Genomic DNA, 17,272 nt, shown 5'->3' on the forward strand with positions numbered 1-17,272 from the left:
TTTCGTATAGCGTAACGCCGCGCCGCCGGGCCGGGGGATCATGACCGCACGCCGACAGCGCCCTGTGCAACGTTTGCCATTGACGCGCATCAATTTTTCGCGTTTTGTGTTCCGGACAATCGTGAATGGCCCGGACGGCGCGACGCGCCCCTCCGTTTGCACCCAACGCGCTTGATCGCCCATGCAGACGACCGAAAGCCGTATCGACGAGGAAAACCGGCAGATCGCCAGTTGCCTGCGCGAGGCGGCCGAGCGTCTGGCCGACCAGGGGGCGAATGCGTACCGGGCCGGCGCGTACCGCGCGGCGGCGGACACGATCGACGGTCTCGGACAGGATGTCCGGGCGCTCTTCAATGCCGGCGGGGTCGATGCGCTCGACGCGCTGCCGCGGATCGGCACGGGCATTGCGCAGGCGATCGCCGAGCTGCTGCTTGCCGGCCGCTGGCGCCAGTTGGAACGGCTGCGCGGCGACACGGCGTCGGCGTCGCCGTTCGAGGCCGTGCCCGGCATTGGTCGCGAACTCGCGATGCGCATTCACGATGCGCTGCACATCGGCACGCTCGAGGATCTCGAGGCGGCGGCCCGCACCGGCCGGCTCGAAACCGTCGCGGGCGTCGGCCCGCGCCGCGCGGCGGGCATTCGCGCGGCGCTCGACGAGGTGCTGAGCCGCCGGCGGCGGTGGCACGGTTCGACGCAAGACACCGGGCTTGGTGCGGAGCCGCCGGTCGAGTTGCTGCTGTATGTTGATCGCGTCTATCGCGCGCGGGCCGGCGCCGGAGTGCTGCCGACCATTGCCCCGAAGCGCGTTGTACCGGATGCACGGCCGCCGCTTCCGGTGCTGCATCTCACGAAAGGTGGGTGGCATTTCACAGCGCTGTTCATGCACACGGGGCGCGCGCATGAGTCGGAACGCACGGCCGACTGGGTTGCGATGTACTTCTATGACGACGTGCTGCGAGAGCATGAGCGCACGGTGTTCACCGAAGCGCATGGTGCGCTGGCTGGCAAGAGAGTTGTGCGTGGGCGGGAAAGGGAGTGTGAGGTGTATTACGCGGGCTGAGCCGGCGCAATGGGCCCTGAATCAAGCTTCGTCGAGGCTAACCGGGGAATGCGCGGCTGACCGACCGCGTTCGGCCGAGGCTGCGCGAAAACGCGAAACTATTCGGTTTTCGGATGTCGCCTTACCCCTCCCGGACCGCTGCCAAGCCAATATAGGGCGATCTGAGGGGGCGAGTTTTTCGACTGGCGCGTTCGGCGTGCGTTTTCACACAGCTTCGGCCAAAAGCTGCCGTTAGTCGCGGAGCCTGGACCGTCTGCTTGCACTGTATAACGGACGACCGGCGGGTAGGTGCAATACGGTCATCGTGCTGCCTTTTTGGTGGCGCGCTCTTGCGCCTTCTGTGCCTTTCGAAGCGCATGGCTTTTCTCGAACTGCTCCGCGAGATAATCTCGAATCTTCGAGCTTTCCAGGGCCAATATTGTGCTGGGTTTTCTAACCCTCATTTTTTTCATCAAATCGAATCGCTCAAGCTCTCGAAGGTCGAATTCATCATAGGTAAACCACGCCTTCTCCGGTGAGGGAACGTTTGCTTTCGGAATTGGCAGATATTTTACGAAATGATCATTATTTATCGACACTCGAGCTAGCTTTATGTAGTCAGTGTAACGATCCAGATTTGGATGAACGAATTTATATGTATATGATGATTGGTACTCACCTTCTGGGTTCAAGGTGGTGACCATATTGGCGATTGCGTTCTTTTTAAAATTGCAGCGTCGACAGGAGATCGTGAGATTTGCGATATTGAAGGTGAGCCGAGGGAAGTTGTCCTTTTCAAGAATATGCTCTATGTCAAGAACCATGTTATGTTCGCCACTTATGACGCGGCGACAATATGCGCAGCAATTATTATTTATAATCTTCAAATACTCTTTGAGCTCTTTCTTTAATTCCGAAAAACTTTCAGCATCCCAAAAATCCGGATCATTGGAAACCACAGCAGCAGCAGCATGAATTCGAGCCGCGATCGATTTGATAGAGTCACCCTTTTTGTTTGTCATTACAGGCAATCCTCAGTGTATCCTTAAAGACATCAATCACTTCTCGCTGATCTTGGCCAACGCACCCCTCGATGAGGTTGTCCATGGTCAGCAATGCTTGGTCAAAGCTGATTTCGTCCCTGCAATATTGGTTGATTAAATCAATCAAAAGCCCGGAAAGATACTGATTATTAGCTGGAAGTGTTCCAAATGCTGCCCAAGAGACTCCCTCCAACCCAGAATCAACTGTGTCGATAGCTAATGCCATCCGACCTTCTTCTATTTTGTAGGGAAGGATATCGACAGACTCCGACTCCTCACCTGCCAAAAGAAGCGGACTATGGCTTGCAATGACAACGAGCGGGCGCTCATATCGGAACAAGGCCTGAAGGCATTGAATATACCTCACCTGCCATTTGGGATGCAAGCTGTTCTCCGGCTCGTCGATTAGCAGCACACTATGTGCCGATACCTTTGACGAAGCCCAGGCCATCGTAGCCAAATAGGAAATCTCCCCAGAACTTGCGGCTTGAAGATCTATCTCCCTTTTATCGAGGTTTGCAGAGGAAACCTTCTTTCTAAGAATTATTCTAATTCCTGTGCACGCACCATTCGCTATGAGTCTGTTTTCATTGCTCAACAGGCTTGGCGCAAAGGACGCGCCCGTTTGAGCTTCTGCATGATTATCAAGATTCAGCCAGACGACTGGCGTAGTAGTTCCGAAGAGCTTATCTGTGACGGTTGAAGCCACCTTCATAATCACGCTGGACGCTGCAACGCTGGAATCATCAGAATCGAATGTGACATGGGGATCGAAACTTTCCAAAGCCAAGCCGATCACTCGATCGTACCCCATCAGCTCCAATACTTCCGCTAGCTTGCGTACCCTTGTCGCAATCTCATTACGAGGAGATCTGAGGGACTCCTTGATCGCCTCAGATGCATAGCGGTTACCGTCTCGCTGACCGAGGTAGTGGACTCCGTGGTCGCCAGGTGAAAATTTGTCGTGTGGCGTATTGGATATGGCGATGATCTGGGTTCCTTTGTCCTGCTCGACAAGGTGCTCGGCGAACTGTGCCAAAAGAGTGCTCTTGCCTACACCGTTTTCGCCAATCAAAACAACTACTTTCATACGATCCGCATCGAGGGAAAGTATCTCTTCGATTAGCTCACTCGCAGTGAGCTTGCATGCAGGTTTCACCATCACTTCCTCCTGAGTGTCATTATGACACCATCACAGCACCTGAATTTGTGCCCGGCGTGCGTAATAGTAGTTGTTTCCGGCAATCTGCAATATGGTCGCAGACGTATACGGTGACGCTCGATGGTTGCCGGGTAACGTAATGTAGATACGAGGTGCGTATTGCCCAGTATAAAAGTCGCACACATCAACTCCCTGTGATCGCTCCCCATGCACGCTTTGTAGCAATCCGGATTTCTTGTCCGCTCACATATTCCTACAGCCCTGCACTTGGACGCCTCTAGCGGGCAACGTGGCGCGATAGGCAGCAAAATCCTCGGCAGTAGCTCGATAGACTGAGAAGCGGCCGTAGCGCTGACACTTGAATATCCGAGTAAAAATGCTTGCGAATGACGCTTCCTGGCGGAACGCCGACAGTCCCCTCGGCGTTCCGCCGCAGTTCCGCGAAGCACTTAAATCAACCCATACCGCCGCAACTCGTCCGCAAGCGCCCCCGCATCGACAAAGCGATAACCGAGCAGCCCGGCAGCAACCGCCCCCGCGACATTCGCATCGGTATCGTCGATAAACAGCGTCGCATCCGGCCGCGCACCGAGCACCCCAACGCAGCCGAGATACGCGCGCACAGCCGGCTTGACCGCGCCAAACGACGCCGACGAATACACACGCGCACCAAACAGCCGCGCGACCTGCGGATTCAGATAGTCGAGATGATCGGTAACAAGCCGGCAGTTGTTCGTGAGCACCGCGATCGGGCACCTCCCCGCAACCCGCTCCGCCAGCGCGAGCGTGTCAGGATTCGGCGTAATCGACGCATGACGCGCATCGAGCCACGCATCGCGGCTGACGCGGCATTTCAGCAGATCGCCGAGCGCGTCCAGATACGCATCCGGCGTGATCTCACCAGCGTCCGCGCGCGCTTCGAGCCCGGACTCCCAGATCGCGTAGCGCACGGCCTCCGGCGGCCGGCCCGTGAGCGCCGACAGGCGCGCGACCCGCGCCGCGCGATCGTAGTGCGTCAGCACGCCCTCCATATCGAACAGCACCCACTCGATCGGCACGCTCATCGCGCCTCCTCGGGCTGAATTCACGCGCCGACCGTACCGGCGGGTTTCGCACGACGCGTGACGCCGCGGTGCTCGGCAATACGCAGCAGCTTCTGGAAACTCGGGCATTGCAGATGGCTCGGCGCCGGACACGCCGCCGCGTGCCGCAGGCCGTCGCGCACCGCGCTGAGCCGGCGGATCGTGCGATCGAGCTCATCAGCCTTCGCGTCGAGCTTCGCGCGGTCGATGTCGGGCTCGCCGCCCGCGCCGAACATCGCGCCGATCTCGTCGAGCGAGAACCCTGCCTCGCGGCCGAGCGCGATCAGCGCGAGCCGCTGCAACACTGCTTGATCGTACTGCCGCCGCAACCCGCGACGCCCGTTCGACGCGATCAGCCCCTTTTCCTCGTAGTAGCGCAGCGTCGACGCGGGCAAGCCCGCATGACGCGCGACGTCGGCGATATCCAGACGGCCCATGCTTGACCTCAAGTGAACTTGAAGCTGCAAGATAGCCGCTCGCCTCCATTGGAACAAGCAGGAGTTGCCATGAAACCGATCCAAACCGCGCGTCGCGCCGACGCGTCCGCCCGCTGCCTGCCAACGAACATCGGAGGCAACCAATGAACGACACGGCCGACGCCCTGCTCCGCCTGCTGCTGATAGGCGCAGGCGGCACGCTCGTAATGGATCTCTGGGCACTGTTCCGACGGCGCGCGTTCGGCATTCCGTCGCTCGACTACGCGCTGGTCGGCCGCTGGCTCGGCCATATGGCGGGCGGCCGGTTCCGGCATGCGTCGATCGTCGCGGCTGCGCCGGTGCGGCACGAACGGCCGCTCGGCTGGCTCGCGCACTACGCGATCGGCATCGCGTTCGCCGGGCTGCCGGTCGCGCTCGCGGGAACGCAATGGATCAGCGCGCCGACGCTGCTGCCCGCGCTCGTCGCGGGCATCGGAAGCGTGGCCGCGCCGTTCTTCGTGATGCAGCCGGCATTCGGCTTCGGCATCGCCGCGGCGCGCACGCCGCAGCCGAGCGTCGCGCGCCGCCGCAGCCTCGTCACGCATCTGTCCTACGGGCTGGGGCTGTATGTCGCCGCGCAGACGCTCACGCTGATGCGATGACGCCGGGCCCGGTCAGCCCTTCATCGACCCGGTCCGCACGAACCGCTCGTGCCACGACAGCGCCTCGCCGAGCAGGTGCGGCGTCTGCTTGCCGAAGCTCTCGCGGCACGCGCGCTCGAAGTAGTCCTCGAGCATCGGCCGGAAGTCCGGGTGCGCGCAGGTCGAGATGATCTTGCGCGCGCGCTGCTTCGGCGACAGCCCGCGCAGGTCCGCGAGGCCCTGCTCGGTGACGACCACCGCGACGTCGTGCTCGGTGTGGTCGACGTGGCTCGCCATCGGCACGATCCGCGAGATCGCGCCTCCCTTCGCGGTGCTCGCCGACATGAAGCACGACAGGTAGCCGTTGCGGGCGAAGTCGCCCGAGCCGCCGATGCCGTTCTGGATCTTCGTGCCCATCACGTGCGTCGAGTTCACGTTGCCGTAGATGTCGGCCTCGATCATCCCGTTCATCGCGATGCAGCCGAGGCGGCGCACGAGCTCCGGATGGTTGCTGATCTCTTGCGGGCGCAGCAGGATCTTCTCGCGGAACGTCGCGATCTCGTCGGCGAAGCGCTTGACCGCGTCCGGGCTCAGCGACAGCGCGGTGGCCGATGCGAAGCCGAGCGTGCCGTCCGCGAGCAGGTCGAGCATGCCGTCCTGGATCACCTCGGTGTACGCGCTGAGGTTCGAGAACCCGGCCGTGCTCAGTTCCGCAAGCACCGCGTTCGTGATGTTGCCGACGCCCGACTGCAGCGGCAGCAGGTTCTCGGGCAGCCGGCCGCGCTTCACTTCGTGGCGCAGGAAATCGATCAGTTGCGTCGCGATCTGCTTCGACGTCTCGTCCGGCGCGGAGAATGCGTTGCTGCGGTCCGCCGCGTCGGTCTCGACGATCGCGACGATCTTCTCGGCCGGGCAGCGCAGGTACGGCTCGCCGATGCGGTCGTCGCTCTTCGTGAGCGGGATCGGCTTGCGGTGCGGCGGCAGCGCGGTGCCGTAATAGATGTCGTGCATCCCGTCGAGGCCGAGCGGCTGGCGCGCGTTGACCTCGAGGATCACGTGCTTCGCGCGGTCGAGCCAGGTCTTGTTGTTGCCGACCGACGCGGACGGAATCAGCAGCCCGTCCTCACGGATGCCCGCAACCTCGACGATCGCGACGTCGAGATCGCCGTACAGCCCGAACCATGCATATTGCGCGACGTGACTCAGGTGGACGTCCTGGTAGTCGACTTCGCCGGCGTTGATCTTGTCGCGCAGCGTCGGGTCGGACTGGTACGGCAGGCGCATCGAGATGCCGTTCGTCCGGGCGAGCGCGCCGTCGAGCTCCGGCGCGGTCGATGCGCCGGTCAGCACGTTGATGCGGAATTCCTCACCCCGCGCGTGCGCGGCCTCGATGTGCGCGGCGAGCGCGGCCGGCACGGCCTTCGGGTAGCCCGAGCCGGTGAAGCCGCTCATGGCGACGGTCATGCCGGGACGGATCAGGGCGGCGGCTTCGTCGGCGGTGCGGACGAGCGAACGCAGGGCGGGAGCGAGGATGCGGGATGAAGACATGGCAGTTTGAACGAATGCGTTTTGGTCTGTCGTTGACGCCGCGGGGGGTGTCTCCTGAGCGGCGTGGAAACCTTGGGGCCGCGGTCGGCGGCCGGCACCACAGGTACGTCCGGAGTATCGCAGAGGCCGCATCGGCGAAATGTCCGCCGGATGCAAAAGACCCTTTCGGAATTTGCCGGGTATCGGACGGCCGTTCTGTGACAGGCGCCGGATTGTCGCCCGATGCGCGGGCGGCCGGCATGATCGGCGTCAAGCGTGCGCGGCGGAGGTCGCCCGGCCCCGCCCGGTTCGTCGACGGCGCGCCTTGCGCATGCGAGCGGCGACGACGAAACTTGAACATAACGCGCCGGGTCGGCGCGGACCGAGCGGAACGGCCCCGTGTGCACCATATGTGTGCCTGCCATGCACGCGTGGCGCGCACAATCCCTTCCGAAATGGTCGGTAACACCGAAAAATGTCAGGAGATTGAGCGGAAAAAAGCAACATCTTACAAATCCGTATATATTTCGCCGATGGACCAAAGAAAAACCGCCAAACGTTCCGAGCCACCGCTACCCCGCACGTGGGATGCGCGGCTCGCGCGCGCCCTCGTCCGGCCGCTCGTCGACACACCCGTCACCCCGAATCACCTGACCACCGTCCGCCTGCTGATCGGCCTGGCCGGCGCGTGGTGCCTTGCCCAAGGCGGCTACGGCTGGAGCAACGCCGGCGCATTCCTGATCGTGCTGTCGAACTTCGTCGACCACACGGACGGCGAACTTGCCCGCATCAGCGGCAAGTCCAGCAAGATCGGCCATTTCTACGACCTCGCGGCGGACGCGCTCGTCACGATCGCGCTGTTCGTCAGCATGGGCGTCGGCATCATCGCCCAGGGCGGCCAGATGGCCGCGTCGCCGGTGCTGCTCGGCGCGGCGGCCGGCGCGGCGGTCGCGCTGATCTTTTACCTGCGGATGCGGATCGAATCGTTCGCCGGCAAGGCCGGCACCAAGCAGGCGTTCGTCGGCGGCTTCGAGACCGAGGACGTCCTCTACCTGCTGCCGCTCGTGACGCTCACGAACGGCGTCGAACCGTTCCTGCTGGCGGCGTCGATCGGCGCGCCGCTGTTCGCCGCCTGGGTCGTGATCGACTGGTGGCGCATCGTCCGTCGCGGCGCCCTGCCGCAGAACCCAACCGAAATCCAGGCAAGCAAATGACTCCCAGCACCCGCGACGACTCCGTGCTGAACCCGGCACGCCCCGCGCCTGCGCGCGCAGCGGCGGCCACCGCGGACCGCACCGTGGCCGACTGCGTCGGCCGGCTCGACGTCGGCCAACTGCGCGACGACTACACGCGCCAGGGGTCGTTCCTGTATCTCGACACGTTCCTGCCGCCCGACGCGCACGCGAAGCTCGCCGACGCCGCGCGCGCGCTCACGGCCGACATCAACCGCAATTACCTGCCCGGCCACAAGCAGGGCGGCAGCGTGAGCCGCCACACGATCGATGCGAAGGCGCCGTACATCGCCGAGCTGTACCGCTCGAAGGCGCTGATCGGCCTCCTCGAGAAGCTCACCGGCGACACGCTGCTGCTGTCGCCGGACGACGATCCGCACGCCTACGCGCTGTATTACTACACGAAGCCGGGCGACCACATCGGCTGGCACTACGACACGTCGTACTACGACGGCCGCCGCTACACGCTGCTGATCGGCGTGATCGACGACTCGTCTTGCCGCCTCGACTACGAGCTGCATACGCGCAACCCCGACGTGCCCGACGAACCGGGCACGGTGCAGATCGCCGACGGCGGCATCGTGCTGTTCGACGGCGACAAGCTGCGCCATCGCGTCACGCCGATGGGCCAGAACGAGATGCGCGTGTCGCTCACGTTCGAATACGTGACCGACCCCGGCATGCGGCCGTGGAAGCGTTTCATCTCGAACATGAAGGATGCGATCGCGTACTTCGGTTTCCGCCAGGTGTTCAAGCAGCTGGCGACGCGACGCGCGACCGGGTCATGACACGCGCCGGCATGATCCTGCTGTCCCTCGGGACGGCCCTGTTCGTGGCCCTTCTGGCGTGGCAGGGCGTCGGCGCGGTCGCGTCGACGTTCCTCGCGGCCGGCTGGGGGCTCGCGCTCGTCGCGGCGTTCCACATCGTGCCGCTCGTGATCGACGCGGCGGCGATCTCGGTGATGTTCCGCAAGGGCGAGCCCGGCGCCGAGCTCGGCAATGCGCTGCGCGCGCGCTGGGTCGGCGAATCGGTGAACAGCCTGCTGCCCGCCGGGCAGATCGGCGGCCCCGTGCTGATGGTGCGCCACCTCGCGCAGCGCGGCACCCGGATGGCGGATGCCGCCGCGGCGATCACCGTCAGCACGACGATGCAGGCGCTTGCACAAATGGCGTTCGCGCTGCTCGGCATCGCCGCGTTCAGCATGGTCGCGACGCACGAATCGGCCGCGCACCTGCGCACGCCGGCGCTGATCGCGACCGGCGTGCTCGGCGGCTGCGCGCTGCTGTTCTATGCCGCGCAGCGGCGCGGGCTGTTCGGCCGCGGCCTGCGCGTCGCGTCGAAGCTGCTCGGCCCGCGCGACTGGTCGTCGCTCGCAACTCGCGCGGACGCGATCGACGCGGCGGTCGGCACGCTGTACGGCGAGCGCCGCAAGGTGGCGTCGACTTTCGCGCTGAGTCTCGTCGGCTGGATCGTCGGCACCGCGGAAGTGTGGCTCGCGCTGCATTTCCTCGGGCATCCGGTGAGCTGGCTCGACGCGCTGCTGCTCGAAAGCGTCGGCCAGGCGATCCGCGGCGCCGCCTTCGCGATTCCCGGCTCGCTCGGCGCGCAGGAAGGCGGCTACCTGCTGCTCGCGCCGCTCGTCGGCCTGCCGCCCGACGCGGCGCTCGCGCTGTCGCTCGCGAAGCGCGCGCGCGAACTCGCGCTCGGGCTGCCCGGCCTGCTCTATCTGCATTTCAGTGAAAGAAACTGGCAGCGGCGCCGTGCGCCGCAGCCCCTCGCCGACTGATCGGTCAAGCATCGATCGGTCGATTTTTTGGTTGGAGAACACATGCGAGCCATCATTCTTGCGGCAGGCCTCGGCTTGCGCCTGCAGCAACCTCCCGAAGCGCAATTCCCGAAGTGTCTGCTGCGCTTCGACGACGCCTCGCTGCTCGAACGCCACCTGCGCGTGCTCGACGCGGCCGGCGTCGACGAGATCGTGCTGGCGCTGGGCTTCCAGTCCGGCAAGGTCGAGGAAGAACTGAAGCGCCTCGGCCGCCGCGCGGAAATCGTGCTGAACGAGCGCTACGATCTCGGCAGCGTGCTGACCGTGCATACCGTTGCCGACGCGATGACGCGCGGCGGCGACGTGCTGCTGATGGACGCCGACGTGCTGTACGACGAAAGCATCCTGCACGCGCTCGTGGCCAACCCCGACCAGCCGGTCGATCGCCTGCTGATCGACCGCGACTTCGAAGCGGGCGACGAGCCCGTCAAGCTGTGCCTGAAGAACGGCGTGCCCATCGAGCTGCGCAAGCAGCTCGCGGTCGACCTCGACTACGACACGATCGGCGAATCGGTCGGCTTCTTCCGCTTCACCGAACACACCGCGCGCCGCCTCGCGGCGATCGTCGCCGGCTACGTCGACAGCGGCCGCGCGAACATGCCGCACGAGGAAGCCGTGCGCGACCTGCTGCTCGAAGGCGGCCATTCGTTCGACGTCGCCGACGTGACGGGCGCGCCGTGGATCGAGATCGACTTCCCGAACGATGTCGCGCGCGCCACGCAGGACATCCTCCCCCTGATTCAACGCACCACCGCCGGAGCTGCACGATGAACGCACGCGAACCCAACTTCACCGAATCGCGCAGCGCGCGCCTGCGCCGCATGCTCGTCAGCAGCGACCTCGAATTCCTGATGGAAGCGCACAACGGCCTGTCCGCGCGGATCGTCCGCGAGGCGGGCTTCAAGGGGATCTGGGCGTCCGGCCTCGCGATCTCCGCGCAGTTCGGCGTGCGCGACAACAACGAGGCGAGCTGGACCCAGGTCGTCGACGTGCTCGAGTTCATGGCCGACGCGAGCGACCTGCCGATCCTGCTCGACGGCGACACCGGCTACGGCAACTTCAACAACGTGCGCCGCCTCGTGAAGAAGCTCGAGCAGCGCGGCATCGCCGGCGTGTGCATCGAGGACAAGCAGTTCCCGAAAACGAACAGCTTCATCGACGGCGAACGCCAGCCGCTCGCCGAGATCGACGAGTTCTGCGGCAAGATCAAGGCCGGCAAGGATTCGCAGAGCGACCCGGACTTCTCGATCGTCGCGCGCGTCGAAGCGCTGATCGCCGGCTGGGGGATGGACGAGGCGCTGCGCCGCGCGAACGCGTATGCGGAAGCCGGCGCGGACGCGATCCTGATCCACAGCAAGCTGTCGCGCCCGGACGAGATCCTGCAGTTCGCGCGCGAATGGAGCGGCAAGGCGCCGCTCGTGATCGTGCCGACCAAGTACTACAGCACGCCGACCGACGTGTTCCGCCAGGCCGGCATCAGCACCGTGATCTGGGCGAACCACCTGATCCGCGCATCGGCGTCCGCGATGCAGGCCGTCGCGCGCGAAATCCACGAGAACGAAACGCTGATCAACGTCGAAGACCGCGTCGCGTCGGTCAACGAGATCTTCCGCCTGCAGGACGCCGACGAGTATTCGGCGGCCGAGCGCATCTACCTGTCGTCGTCGTCGCGCGCGTCGAACGCCGCGATCGTGCTCGCCGCGAGCCGCGGCAAGGGGCTGGAAGCCGTCACCGAGGACAAGCCGAAGGTGATGCTGCCGGTCGCCGGCAAGCCGCTGTTGCGCTGGCTCGTCGACGGCTTCAAGAAGCACGGCGTGAACGACATCACCGTGGTCGGCGGCTACCGCGCCGACGCGATCGACACGTCGGGCATCAAGCTCGTCGTCAACGAGCGCCATGCGCAGACGGGCGAGCTCGCGTCGCTCGCGTGCGCGGCCGAGCGCCTGACCGGCGACACCGTGATCTCGTACGGCGACCTGCTGTTCCGCAGCTACATCCTGCGCGACCTCGCGGAAAGCGAGGCGGAATTCAGCGTCGTCGTCGATTCGTCGCTGACGCAGCCGACGAACCAGAGCGTGCGCGACTTCGCGCTCTGCTCCGCTGCCGACGACCGCGGCCTGTTCGGCCAGAAGACCTATCTGCAGCGCGTGTCGAGCGATGTCGCCGAAGGCACGCCGCACGGCCGCTGGATCGGCCTGCTGAACGTGCGCGGCGCGGGCGTCGACCGTCTGAAGGCGATGCTCGCGACGCTGCAGGCGCGTCCTGATTTCGACACGCTCGACATCCCGTCGCTGCTCAACGAACTGATCGCCGCCGGCGAGAAGATCGAGGTGCAGTACGTGCACGGCCATTGGCGCGGCGTCAACGATCTCGAAGACTTCCGCCGCGCGGGCGACTTCGCGCACGGCCAGACGCCGCTGTCCGAACCGGGCGCCGGCAACGGAGGCGCGCAATGATCGAAGCGGCCCAGTTCGTCGAGGCCGCCCGCGCGCGCGGCTTCGACTGGTACGCGGGCGTGCCCTGCTCGTACCTGACGCCGTTCATCAACTACGTGCTGCAGGACCCGACGCTGCACTACGTGTCGGCCGCGAACGAAGGCGATGCGGTCGCGCTGATCGCTGGCGCGACGCTCGGCGGCAAGCGCGGGATCGCGATGATGCAGAACTCGGGGCTCGGCAATGCGGTGAGCCCGCTCACGTCGCTCACGTGGACGTTCCGCCTGCCGCAGCTGCTGATCGTCACGTGGCGCGGCCAGCCGGGCGTGCCCGACGAGCCGCAGCACGCGCTGATGGGGCCGATCACGCCCGCGATGCTCGATACGATGGAGATCCCTTGGGAGACCTTCCCGACCGATCCCGACGCGGTCGGCCCGGCGCTCGACCGTGCGATCGCGCACATGGACGCGACGGGCCGCCCGTACGCGCTCGTGATGCAGAAAGGCAGCGTCGCGCCGTATGAGCTGAAGGCCAATCCGGCGGCGACGCCGCGCGCGCACGTTGCCGCGCAATCGTCGTCGCGCGCCGCGTCGGCCGACGCATGGCCGACCCGCCACGACGCGCTGCAGCGTGTGGTCGCGCACACGCCGGTCGATTCGACCGTCGTGCTCGCATCCACCGGCTTCTGCGGCCGCGAGCTGTACGCGCTCGACGATCGCCCGAACCAGCTGTACATGGTCGGCTCGATGGGCTGCGTGACGCCGCTCGCGCTGGGCCTCGCGCTCGCGCGGCCCGACCTGAAGGTCGTCGCGGTCGACGGCGACGGCGCCGCGCTGATGCGCATGGGCGCGTTCGCGACGCTCGGCGCCTACGGCCCTTCCAACCTCACGCACGTACTGCTCGACAACGGCGCGCACGAATCGACGGGCGGCCAGGCCACCGTGTCGCAGCACGTGTCGTTCGCCGGCGTCGGCGCCGCGTGCGGCTACGCGTCGGCGGTCGAAGGCGACACGCTCGACGTGCTCGACGCTGCCCTCTCCCGCTCGTCGCGCGCGGACGGCGCGCAATTCGTGCGCATCGCGATCCGCACCGGCGTGCCCGACGGCCTGCCGCGCCCGACCGTCACGCCGGTCGAGGTCAAGACCCGCCTGATGCGGCACATCGGCGCCGCGCAGACCGAAGCCCAAGCCGAAGGAGCCCAATGATGCTGTTGCTGAATCCCGGCCCGGTCACGCTGTCCGAACGCGTGCGCCGCAGCCTGCTGCAACCCGACCTGTGCCATCGCGAAAGCGAGTTCTTCGACCTGCAGGACGAGGCGCGCGCGCGGCTCGTCGCCGCGTACGAGCTCGACCCGGCCGAATGGGCCGCCGTGCTGATGACGGGCTCGGGCACCGCCGCCGTCGAAAGCATGATCGCGGCGCTCGTGCCGCAGGGCGGCAAGCTGCTCGTGATCGAGAACGGCGTGTACGGCGAGCGAATCGCGCAGATCGCGACGCAGTATGCGATTCCGCATGAAGTGCTCAAGCACGAGTGGATGCAGGCGCCCGACCTCGCGCAGATCGCCGCGCGGCTCGACGCGGGCGGCTTCTCGCACGTCGCCGTGATCCATCACGAAACGACGACCGGCCGCCTGAACGATCTCGGCGCGATCGCCGACGTGTGCCGCGCGCGCGGCGTGAAGCTGCTCGTCGACGGCGTCAGCAGCTTCGGCGCGGAAGCGATCGATTTTGCCGGCGGCGACATCGACGCGGTTGCCGCGACCGCGAACAAGTGCCTGCACGGCGTGCCGGGCGCGGCGTTCGTGATCGTGCGCCGCAGCGCGCTCGCGCAGGCCGCGAGCCGCACGTACTACCTCGACCTCGGCCGCCTCGCGAAGCTGCAGGACCAGCGCAACACGCCGTTCACGCCGTCGGTGCACGCGTACTATGCGCTCGTCGAGGCGCTGCGCGAATTCGACGAAGCCGGCGGCTGGCGTGCACGCCACGCACGCTACAAGGCGCTCGCCGACCAGGCGCAGGCGGGCCTGGCCGCGCGCGGGATGCCGCTCGTGCTGCCGGAGGGCGCGTCGTCGGTCGTGCTGCGCGCGTACCGTCTGCCGCAGGGCGTGACGTACGAGCAGCTGCACGACGGGCTGAAGGCGCGCGGCTTCGTGATCTACGCGGGGCAAGGCGGGCTGTCGAAGGAACTGTTCCGCATCTCGACGATGGGCGCGATCGAAGCGGCCGATGTCGAGCGGTTGCTGGATGGGTTCAGTGCGTTGACGCGCTGACGTCCGCGCGCCCTTCGTCGCAATAAGGCCCGCATGGGCCTTTTTTCTTGCTTCTTTGTGGATTTCCGTGGAGGTCGCTTGCCGACCCATACCGGCCCTTGGATGCGGTGCGAGCTTAACGGCGGCTTCCAACGCACAACGGCCGCTAATCAACTAGCGCAACACGGCAAAGTCCGGTTCACACAATGGTCGTTTCGAACTAATATCACATGCGATCCGATTCTCCTTCGCAGTGGTTGAACTTCCTCGAAAAATTTCTACGAAAGGATAAGTGATGACGGGACATCGTGTACGCCTGCTATTCAATGCGGAAAGCAGTCACGGTGACGAACTGGCAGATCTTTTTTCGCGCGCCTCCCGGTTTGATTGCATGGTGGCTTTCGCGAATTTGTCCGGTCTTATGCACATCGTCAGCGCACTGGAGGCGGCCCTGTCCAATGGGATGGAAGCGCGATTCGCAGTCGGTCTCGATTTCTACCAAACTTCCCCTAATTTACTTTACAAGCTACTCTCGCTTGAAAAGACGAAACGGTTACAACTCTTTATCAGCGTGTCCCGCTATACCTTTCACCCTAAGGTATACGCCTTTGCCTTCGACTCGGGATGCACCATAGTCACCGGCTCTGCCAATCTCACGTCGGGTGGCTTTGCAGGCAACTACGAGGCATCAACAGTCGTAGAGGATCCCAGTGGCCAGTTGATGAGCACGCTGAGCCAGTACTTCGACGGGCTAATCGAAGAAAATGAACTGATCCCCGCAAACAAGAAACTGATCGACGATTATGCGCAGAGACATACTTTGTATCACGCACATCACTTCGTGGCAAACAAGCGCTTTAGCCGCGCGATCAATGACGCAGGCGCTGAGATGCTCACGCTGAGAGAAATCCTTGCCGAAATGAAAACTGACATGTCCGAGTCAGGCTTTGCTTCCCAGATTCAAGTGCGGCGCGCGTGTCGAGAAGGAGCCCGTAAAATCATTCAGGATCTTGCGACGGGCCGGCGCCTCGGACCGGAAGACTTTGTGCTTCGATATGAAGATCTAATCAGCCACTTCCATTCCGGCGGGCTACATCGAGGCAAAAATGTTATCGCAAAGAGCCCCGGTTCATTTCTTGATGGATTAGCCAGCATCACCAAAAGCATTCCAGATGAGCCGTCGGATGCCTATCGCTTGTTGCATGAGCATTTCCTAGATGTCGACCGTGCGGGCGTGAATGTAATCACGGAAATCCTTCACGCGATCGACAGCGATAAATTCGCCGTGATGAACCAAAATGCGGTGTCCGGGTTGAGGAAGGCAAAAATCACTGACTTCCCACCGAAGCCAACGAAAAAAAACGTCAACCCGGACACCTATGCTTCGTTCTGCGAGAAGGCCACGCATGTGCGAAATCAATTGGGTCTCCGCGATTTCACTGAACTGGACGCGCTATTTAATTACGCTTACTGGCACCCAATCGAGGAGTTGGACGAGCCCGAAGAATGATGCGCTCGCGATCGCGACCTCAATCTGCGCCAAACCCTATATGGTAAGAACGCGAACTCACCGACGCCACTTATCGAGCGATCGACTACAGTACATCCGTACCGATTGGCGATGCGGCCGGCATATTCAGCGCGCAAGTGGCCGATAACTTATGCAGAGCCGACACCCAAACGCCGGGCCTGCGATCGCGGTGAAAGTCCCTTCCTGGCCGAACACCGACAGTCTGAGCCGCGTTCCCCCGGTAATCTGCGATGAACTTCTTTCAGCCATGACCACGCTCGTTCGCTTCGCCCCGTTGCTGGCGCTTGCCGCCGCTCCCCTCGCCCATGCCGCCGACGCTCAGCCTTGCGGCGACGACACGATCGCCGCCGTCGCCCGCTGGGCCGGCATCGCCGACTCGAGCATCGTCGCGCGCGCAACGAACGGGCTCGTCGTCGCGTCGGCCTGCAAGGTCATGCCGAACGCGCCGGGCACGACGATCGCGGCCGCCGCGTTCGATTCGCTCCCGAAGAGCAAGAATCCGGACGACAGCAACAAGCTGCAGGTCATCGCGCTTGTCGAGAGCGGCAAGGTGGTGGCGGCCGAGCGCTCGATCATCGAGGAAGACGCCGCCACGGAAGTCGGCCCGGACAGCTATCGCATCGATACCGCGCCTTACCGGCTGTCGCCCGACGATCGCGCGTTCTGCGTCGTCTTCACGAGCAGCGCCCGCGGTGCGAGCTGCCCCGACGCCGACGCCGGACACGAACTGACCCTGTGGATACGCGAAGGCAACCGCATCCGCCCGGTGTTCGGCACCAACCTCTACGGCTGGGTCAGTGTCGAAGGCACGGCATGCGGCCCCGGCGTCGGCGACGCGCGCAGTGAATCCGCACACCTGACGATCGCCGTCGAGAAGACCTCGAGCCACGGTTTCGCGGACCTGTCGCTCACGGCCCGCATCACGAAAACGCAGCGCAAGGACAACGCATACTCGGACACCGGCAAGCGAACCGCACGCACGATCGTCCGCTACGACGGCAAGTCGTACGGGATCGATATGTTCCGGAACTTCTGGTATCCGCGCTCCGCGATGCAATGATGCGGCGACGGGATCGCGCCGCCGTGACTCC

The 17,272-nt window shown here is 64.4% G+C and carries 16 protein-coding genes; 11 read left to right on the forward strand and 5 right to left on the reverse strand.

The annotated features are described in order from the left end of the window. Window positions 1-181: 181 nt before the first annotated feature. Complete coding sequence (locus HWX31_RS00705; RefSeq protein ID WP_174962518.1) at window positions 182-1,060, forward strand: helix-hairpin-helix domain-containing protein; 879 nt, start codon at window positions 182-184, stop codon at window positions 1,058-1,060. Window positions 1,061-1,359: 299 nt separating this feature from the next. Here the strand turns inward: HWX31_RS00705 and HWX31_RS00710 are convergent, their stop codons facing one another. The 4 genes from HWX31_RS00710 to HWX31_RS00725 form a co-directional block, all read right to left on the reverse strand. Beyond that, the gene (locus HWX31_RS00710) at window positions 1,360-2,061 is read right to left on the reverse strand and encodes an HNH endonuclease (RefSeq protein ID WP_174962516.1); all 702 of its coding nucleotides are present in this window, start codon (window positions 2,059-2,061) and stop codon (window positions 1,360-1,362) included. Then, window positions 2,042-3,244, reverse strand: coding sequence for an ATP-binding protein (locus tag HWX31_RS00715; protein ID WP_174962514.1), 1,203 nt, complete (start codon window positions 3,242-3,244; stop codon window positions 2,042-2,044). Before HWX31_RS00715 ends, HWX31_RS00710 begins: the two co-directional genes overlap by 20 nt. A gap of 449 nt (window positions 3,245-3,693) precedes the next feature. Continuing rightward, window positions 3,694-4,308, reverse strand: a complete 615-nt coding sequence (locus tag HWX31_RS00720; protein WP_174962512.1) for an HAD-IA family hydrolase — start codon at window positions 4,306-4,308, stop codon at window positions 3,694-3,696. Between the two features lie 20 nt (window positions 4,309-4,328). Beyond that, a complete protein-coding gene (locus HWX31_RS00725) occupies window positions 4,329-4,763 on the reverse strand; it encodes a helix-turn-helix domain-containing protein (RefSeq protein ID WP_174962510.1) in 435 nt (144 codons plus the stop codon). Between the two features lie 143 nt (window positions 4,764-4,906). Between HWX31_RS00725 and HWX31_RS00730 the strand changes: the two genes are divergently transcribed. Continuing rightward, complete coding sequence (locus tag HWX31_RS00730; RefSeq protein ID WP_174962508.1) at window positions 4,907-5,404, forward strand: DUF2938 domain-containing protein; 498 nt, start codon at window positions 4,907-4,909, stop codon at window positions 5,402-5,404. A gap of 12 nt (window positions 5,405-5,416) precedes the next feature. On the opposite strand, the gene HWX31_RS00735 is transcribed toward HWX31_RS00730, so the two are convergent. Then, window positions 5,417-6,931, reverse strand: a complete 1,515-nt coding sequence (locus tag HWX31_RS00735) for an acetyl-CoA hydrolase/transferase family protein (RefSeq protein WP_059610913.1) — start codon at window positions 6,929-6,931, stop codon at window positions 5,417-5,419. 512 nt (window positions 6,932-7,443) lie between these two features. On the opposite strand from HWX31_RS00735, the gene HWX31_RS00740 reads away from it, so the two are divergent. The 9 genes from HWX31_RS00740 to HWX31_RS00780 all read left to right on the forward strand — a co-directional run bounded on the left by HWX31_RS00740 (window position 7,444) and on the right by HWX31_RS00780 (window position 17,241). Continuing rightward, window positions 7,444-8,124, forward strand: coding sequence for a CDP-alcohol phosphatidyltransferase family protein (locus tag HWX31_RS00740; RefSeq protein ID WP_010089929.1), 681 nt, complete (start codon window positions 7,444-7,446; stop codon window positions 8,122-8,124). Next, window positions 8,121-8,930: a HalD/BesD family halogenase gene (locus tag HWX31_RS00745; RefSeq protein WP_174962506.1), complete on the forward strand. Its 810-nt coding sequence runs from the start codon at window positions 8,121-8,123 to the stop codon at window positions 8,928-8,930. The genes HWX31_RS00740 and HWX31_RS00745 overlap by 4 nt, the downstream gene beginning before the upstream one ends. After that, the gene (locus tag HWX31_RS00750; RefSeq protein ID WP_174962504.1) at window positions 8,927-9,928 is read left to right on the forward strand and encodes an HpnL family protein; all 1,002 of its coding nucleotides are present in this window, start codon (window positions 8,927-8,929) and stop codon (window positions 9,926-9,928) included. The genes HWX31_RS00745 and HWX31_RS00750 overlap by 4 nt, the downstream gene beginning before the upstream one ends. A 42-nt stretch (window positions 9,929-9,970) precedes the next feature. Next, window positions 9,971-10,738 carry a phosphocholine cytidylyltransferase family protein gene (locus HWX31_RS00755; RefSeq protein ID WP_174962502.1) on the forward strand — a complete coding sequence of 256 codons (768 nt, stop codon included), beginning with the start codon at window positions 9,971-9,973 and terminating at the stop codon, window positions 10,736-10,738. Then, entirely contained in the window at window positions 10,735-12,423 is a 1,689-nt protein-coding gene (gene aepX, locus HWX31_RS00760) for a phosphoenolpyruvate mutase (protein ID WP_174962499.1), read from the forward strand. The genes HWX31_RS00755 and aepX overlap by 4 nt, the downstream gene beginning before the upstream one ends. Next, window positions 12,420-13,607, forward strand: coding sequence for a phosphonopyruvate decarboxylase (gene aepY / locus HWX31_RS00765; RefSeq protein WP_174962497.1), 1,188 nt, complete (start codon window positions 12,420-12,422; stop codon window positions 13,605-13,607). Before aepX ends, aepY begins: the two co-directional genes overlap by 4 nt. After that, window positions 13,607-14,671 (forward strand): 2-aminoethylphosphonate aminotransferase, encoded by a 1,065-nt coding sequence (locus tag HWX31_RS00770; RefSeq protein WP_059613176.1) that lies wholly within the window; start codon window positions 13,607-13,609, stop codon window positions 14,669-14,671. The genes aepY and HWX31_RS00770 overlap by 1 nt, the downstream gene beginning before the upstream one ends. A 274-nt stretch (window positions 14,672-14,945) precedes the next feature. Beyond that, the gene (locus HWX31_RS00775; RefSeq protein WP_174962495.1) at window positions 14,946-16,160 is read left to right on the forward strand and encodes a phospholipase D family protein; all 1,215 of its coding nucleotides are present in this window, start codon (window positions 14,946-14,948) and stop codon (window positions 16,158-16,160) included. Window positions 16,161-16,428: 268 nt separating this feature from the next. Further along, entirely contained in the window at window positions 16,429-17,241 is an 813-nt protein-coding gene (locus HWX31_RS00780; protein WP_174962493.1) for a PA3715 family protein, read from the forward strand. Window positions 17,242-17,272: the final 31 nt, after the last annotated feature.

The sequence above is a fragment of the Burkholderia ubonensis genome, from assembly GCF_902833085.1.
GTDB lineage: Bacteria > Pseudomonadota > Gammaproteobacteria > Burkholderiales > Burkholderiaceae > Burkholderia > Burkholderia ubonensis.

What these genes read in the sequence shown, in the direction of transcription:
- HWX31_RS00745 (WP_174962506.1), top strand. Translation starts at nt 8,121, where the DNA reads ATGACTCCCAGCACCCGCGACGACTCCGTGCTGAACCCGGCACGCCCC.
- HWX31_RS00770 (WP_059613176.1), top strand. Translation starts at nt 13,607, where the DNA reads ATGCTGTTGCTGAATCCCGGCCCGGTCACGCTGTCCGAACGCGTGCGC.
- HWX31_RS00750 (WP_174962504.1), top strand. Translation starts at nt 8,927, where the DNA reads ATGACACGCGCCGGCATGATCCTGCTGTCCCTCGGGACGGCCCTGTTC.
- HWX31_RS00735 (WP_059610913.1), bottom strand. Translation starts at nt 6,931, where the DNA reads ATGTCTTCATCCCGCATCCTCGCTCCCGCCCTGCGTTCGCTCGTCCGC.
- HWX31_RS00725 (WP_174962510.1), bottom strand. Translation starts at nt 4,763, where the DNA reads ATGGGCCGTCTGGATATCGCCGACGTCGCGCGTCATGCGGGCTTGCCC.
- aepY (WP_174962497.1), top strand. Translation starts at nt 12,420, where the DNA reads ATGATCGAAGCGGCCCAGTTCGTCGAGGCCGCCCGCGCGCGCGGCTTC.
- HWX31_RS00755 (WP_174962502.1), top strand. Translation starts at nt 9,971, where the DNA reads ATGCGAGCCATCATTCTTGCGGCAGGCCTCGGCTTGCGCCTGCAGCAA.
- aepX (WP_174962499.1), top strand. Translation starts at nt 10,735, where the DNA reads ATGAACGCACGCGAACCCAACTTCACCGAATCGCGCAGCGCGCGCCTG.
- HWX31_RS00720 (WP_174962512.1), bottom strand. Translation starts at nt 4,308, where the DNA reads ATGAGCGTGCCGATCGAGTGGGTGCTGTTCGATATGGAGGGCGTGCTG.
- HWX31_RS00730 (WP_174962508.1), top strand. Translation starts at nt 4,907, where the DNA reads ATGAACGACACGGCCGACGCCCTGCTCCGCCTGCTGCTGATAGGCGCA.
- HWX31_RS00775 (WP_174962495.1), top strand. Translation starts at nt 14,946, where the DNA reads ATGACGGGACATCGTGTACGCCTGCTATTCAATGCGGAAAGCAGTCAC.
- HWX31_RS00715 (WP_174962514.1), bottom strand. Translation starts at nt 3,244, where the DNA reads ATGGTGAAACCTGCATGCAAGCTCACTGCGAGTGAGCTAATCGAAGAG.
- HWX31_RS00705 (WP_174962518.1), top strand. Translation starts at nt 182, where the DNA reads ATGCAGACGACCGAAAGCCGTATCGACGAGGAAAACCGGCAGATCGCC.
- HWX31_RS00710 (WP_174962516.1), bottom strand. Translation starts at nt 2,061, where the DNA reads ATGACAAACAAAAAGGGTGACTCTATCAAATCGATCGCGGCTCGAATT.
- HWX31_RS00780 (WP_174962493.1), top strand. Translation starts at nt 16,429, where the DNA reads ATGACCACGCTCGTTCGCTTCGCCCCGTTGCTGGCGCTTGCCGCCGCT.
- HWX31_RS00740 (WP_010089929.1), top strand. Translation starts at nt 7,444, where the DNA reads ATGGACCAAAGAAAAACCGCCAAACGTTCCGAGCCACCGCTACCCCGC.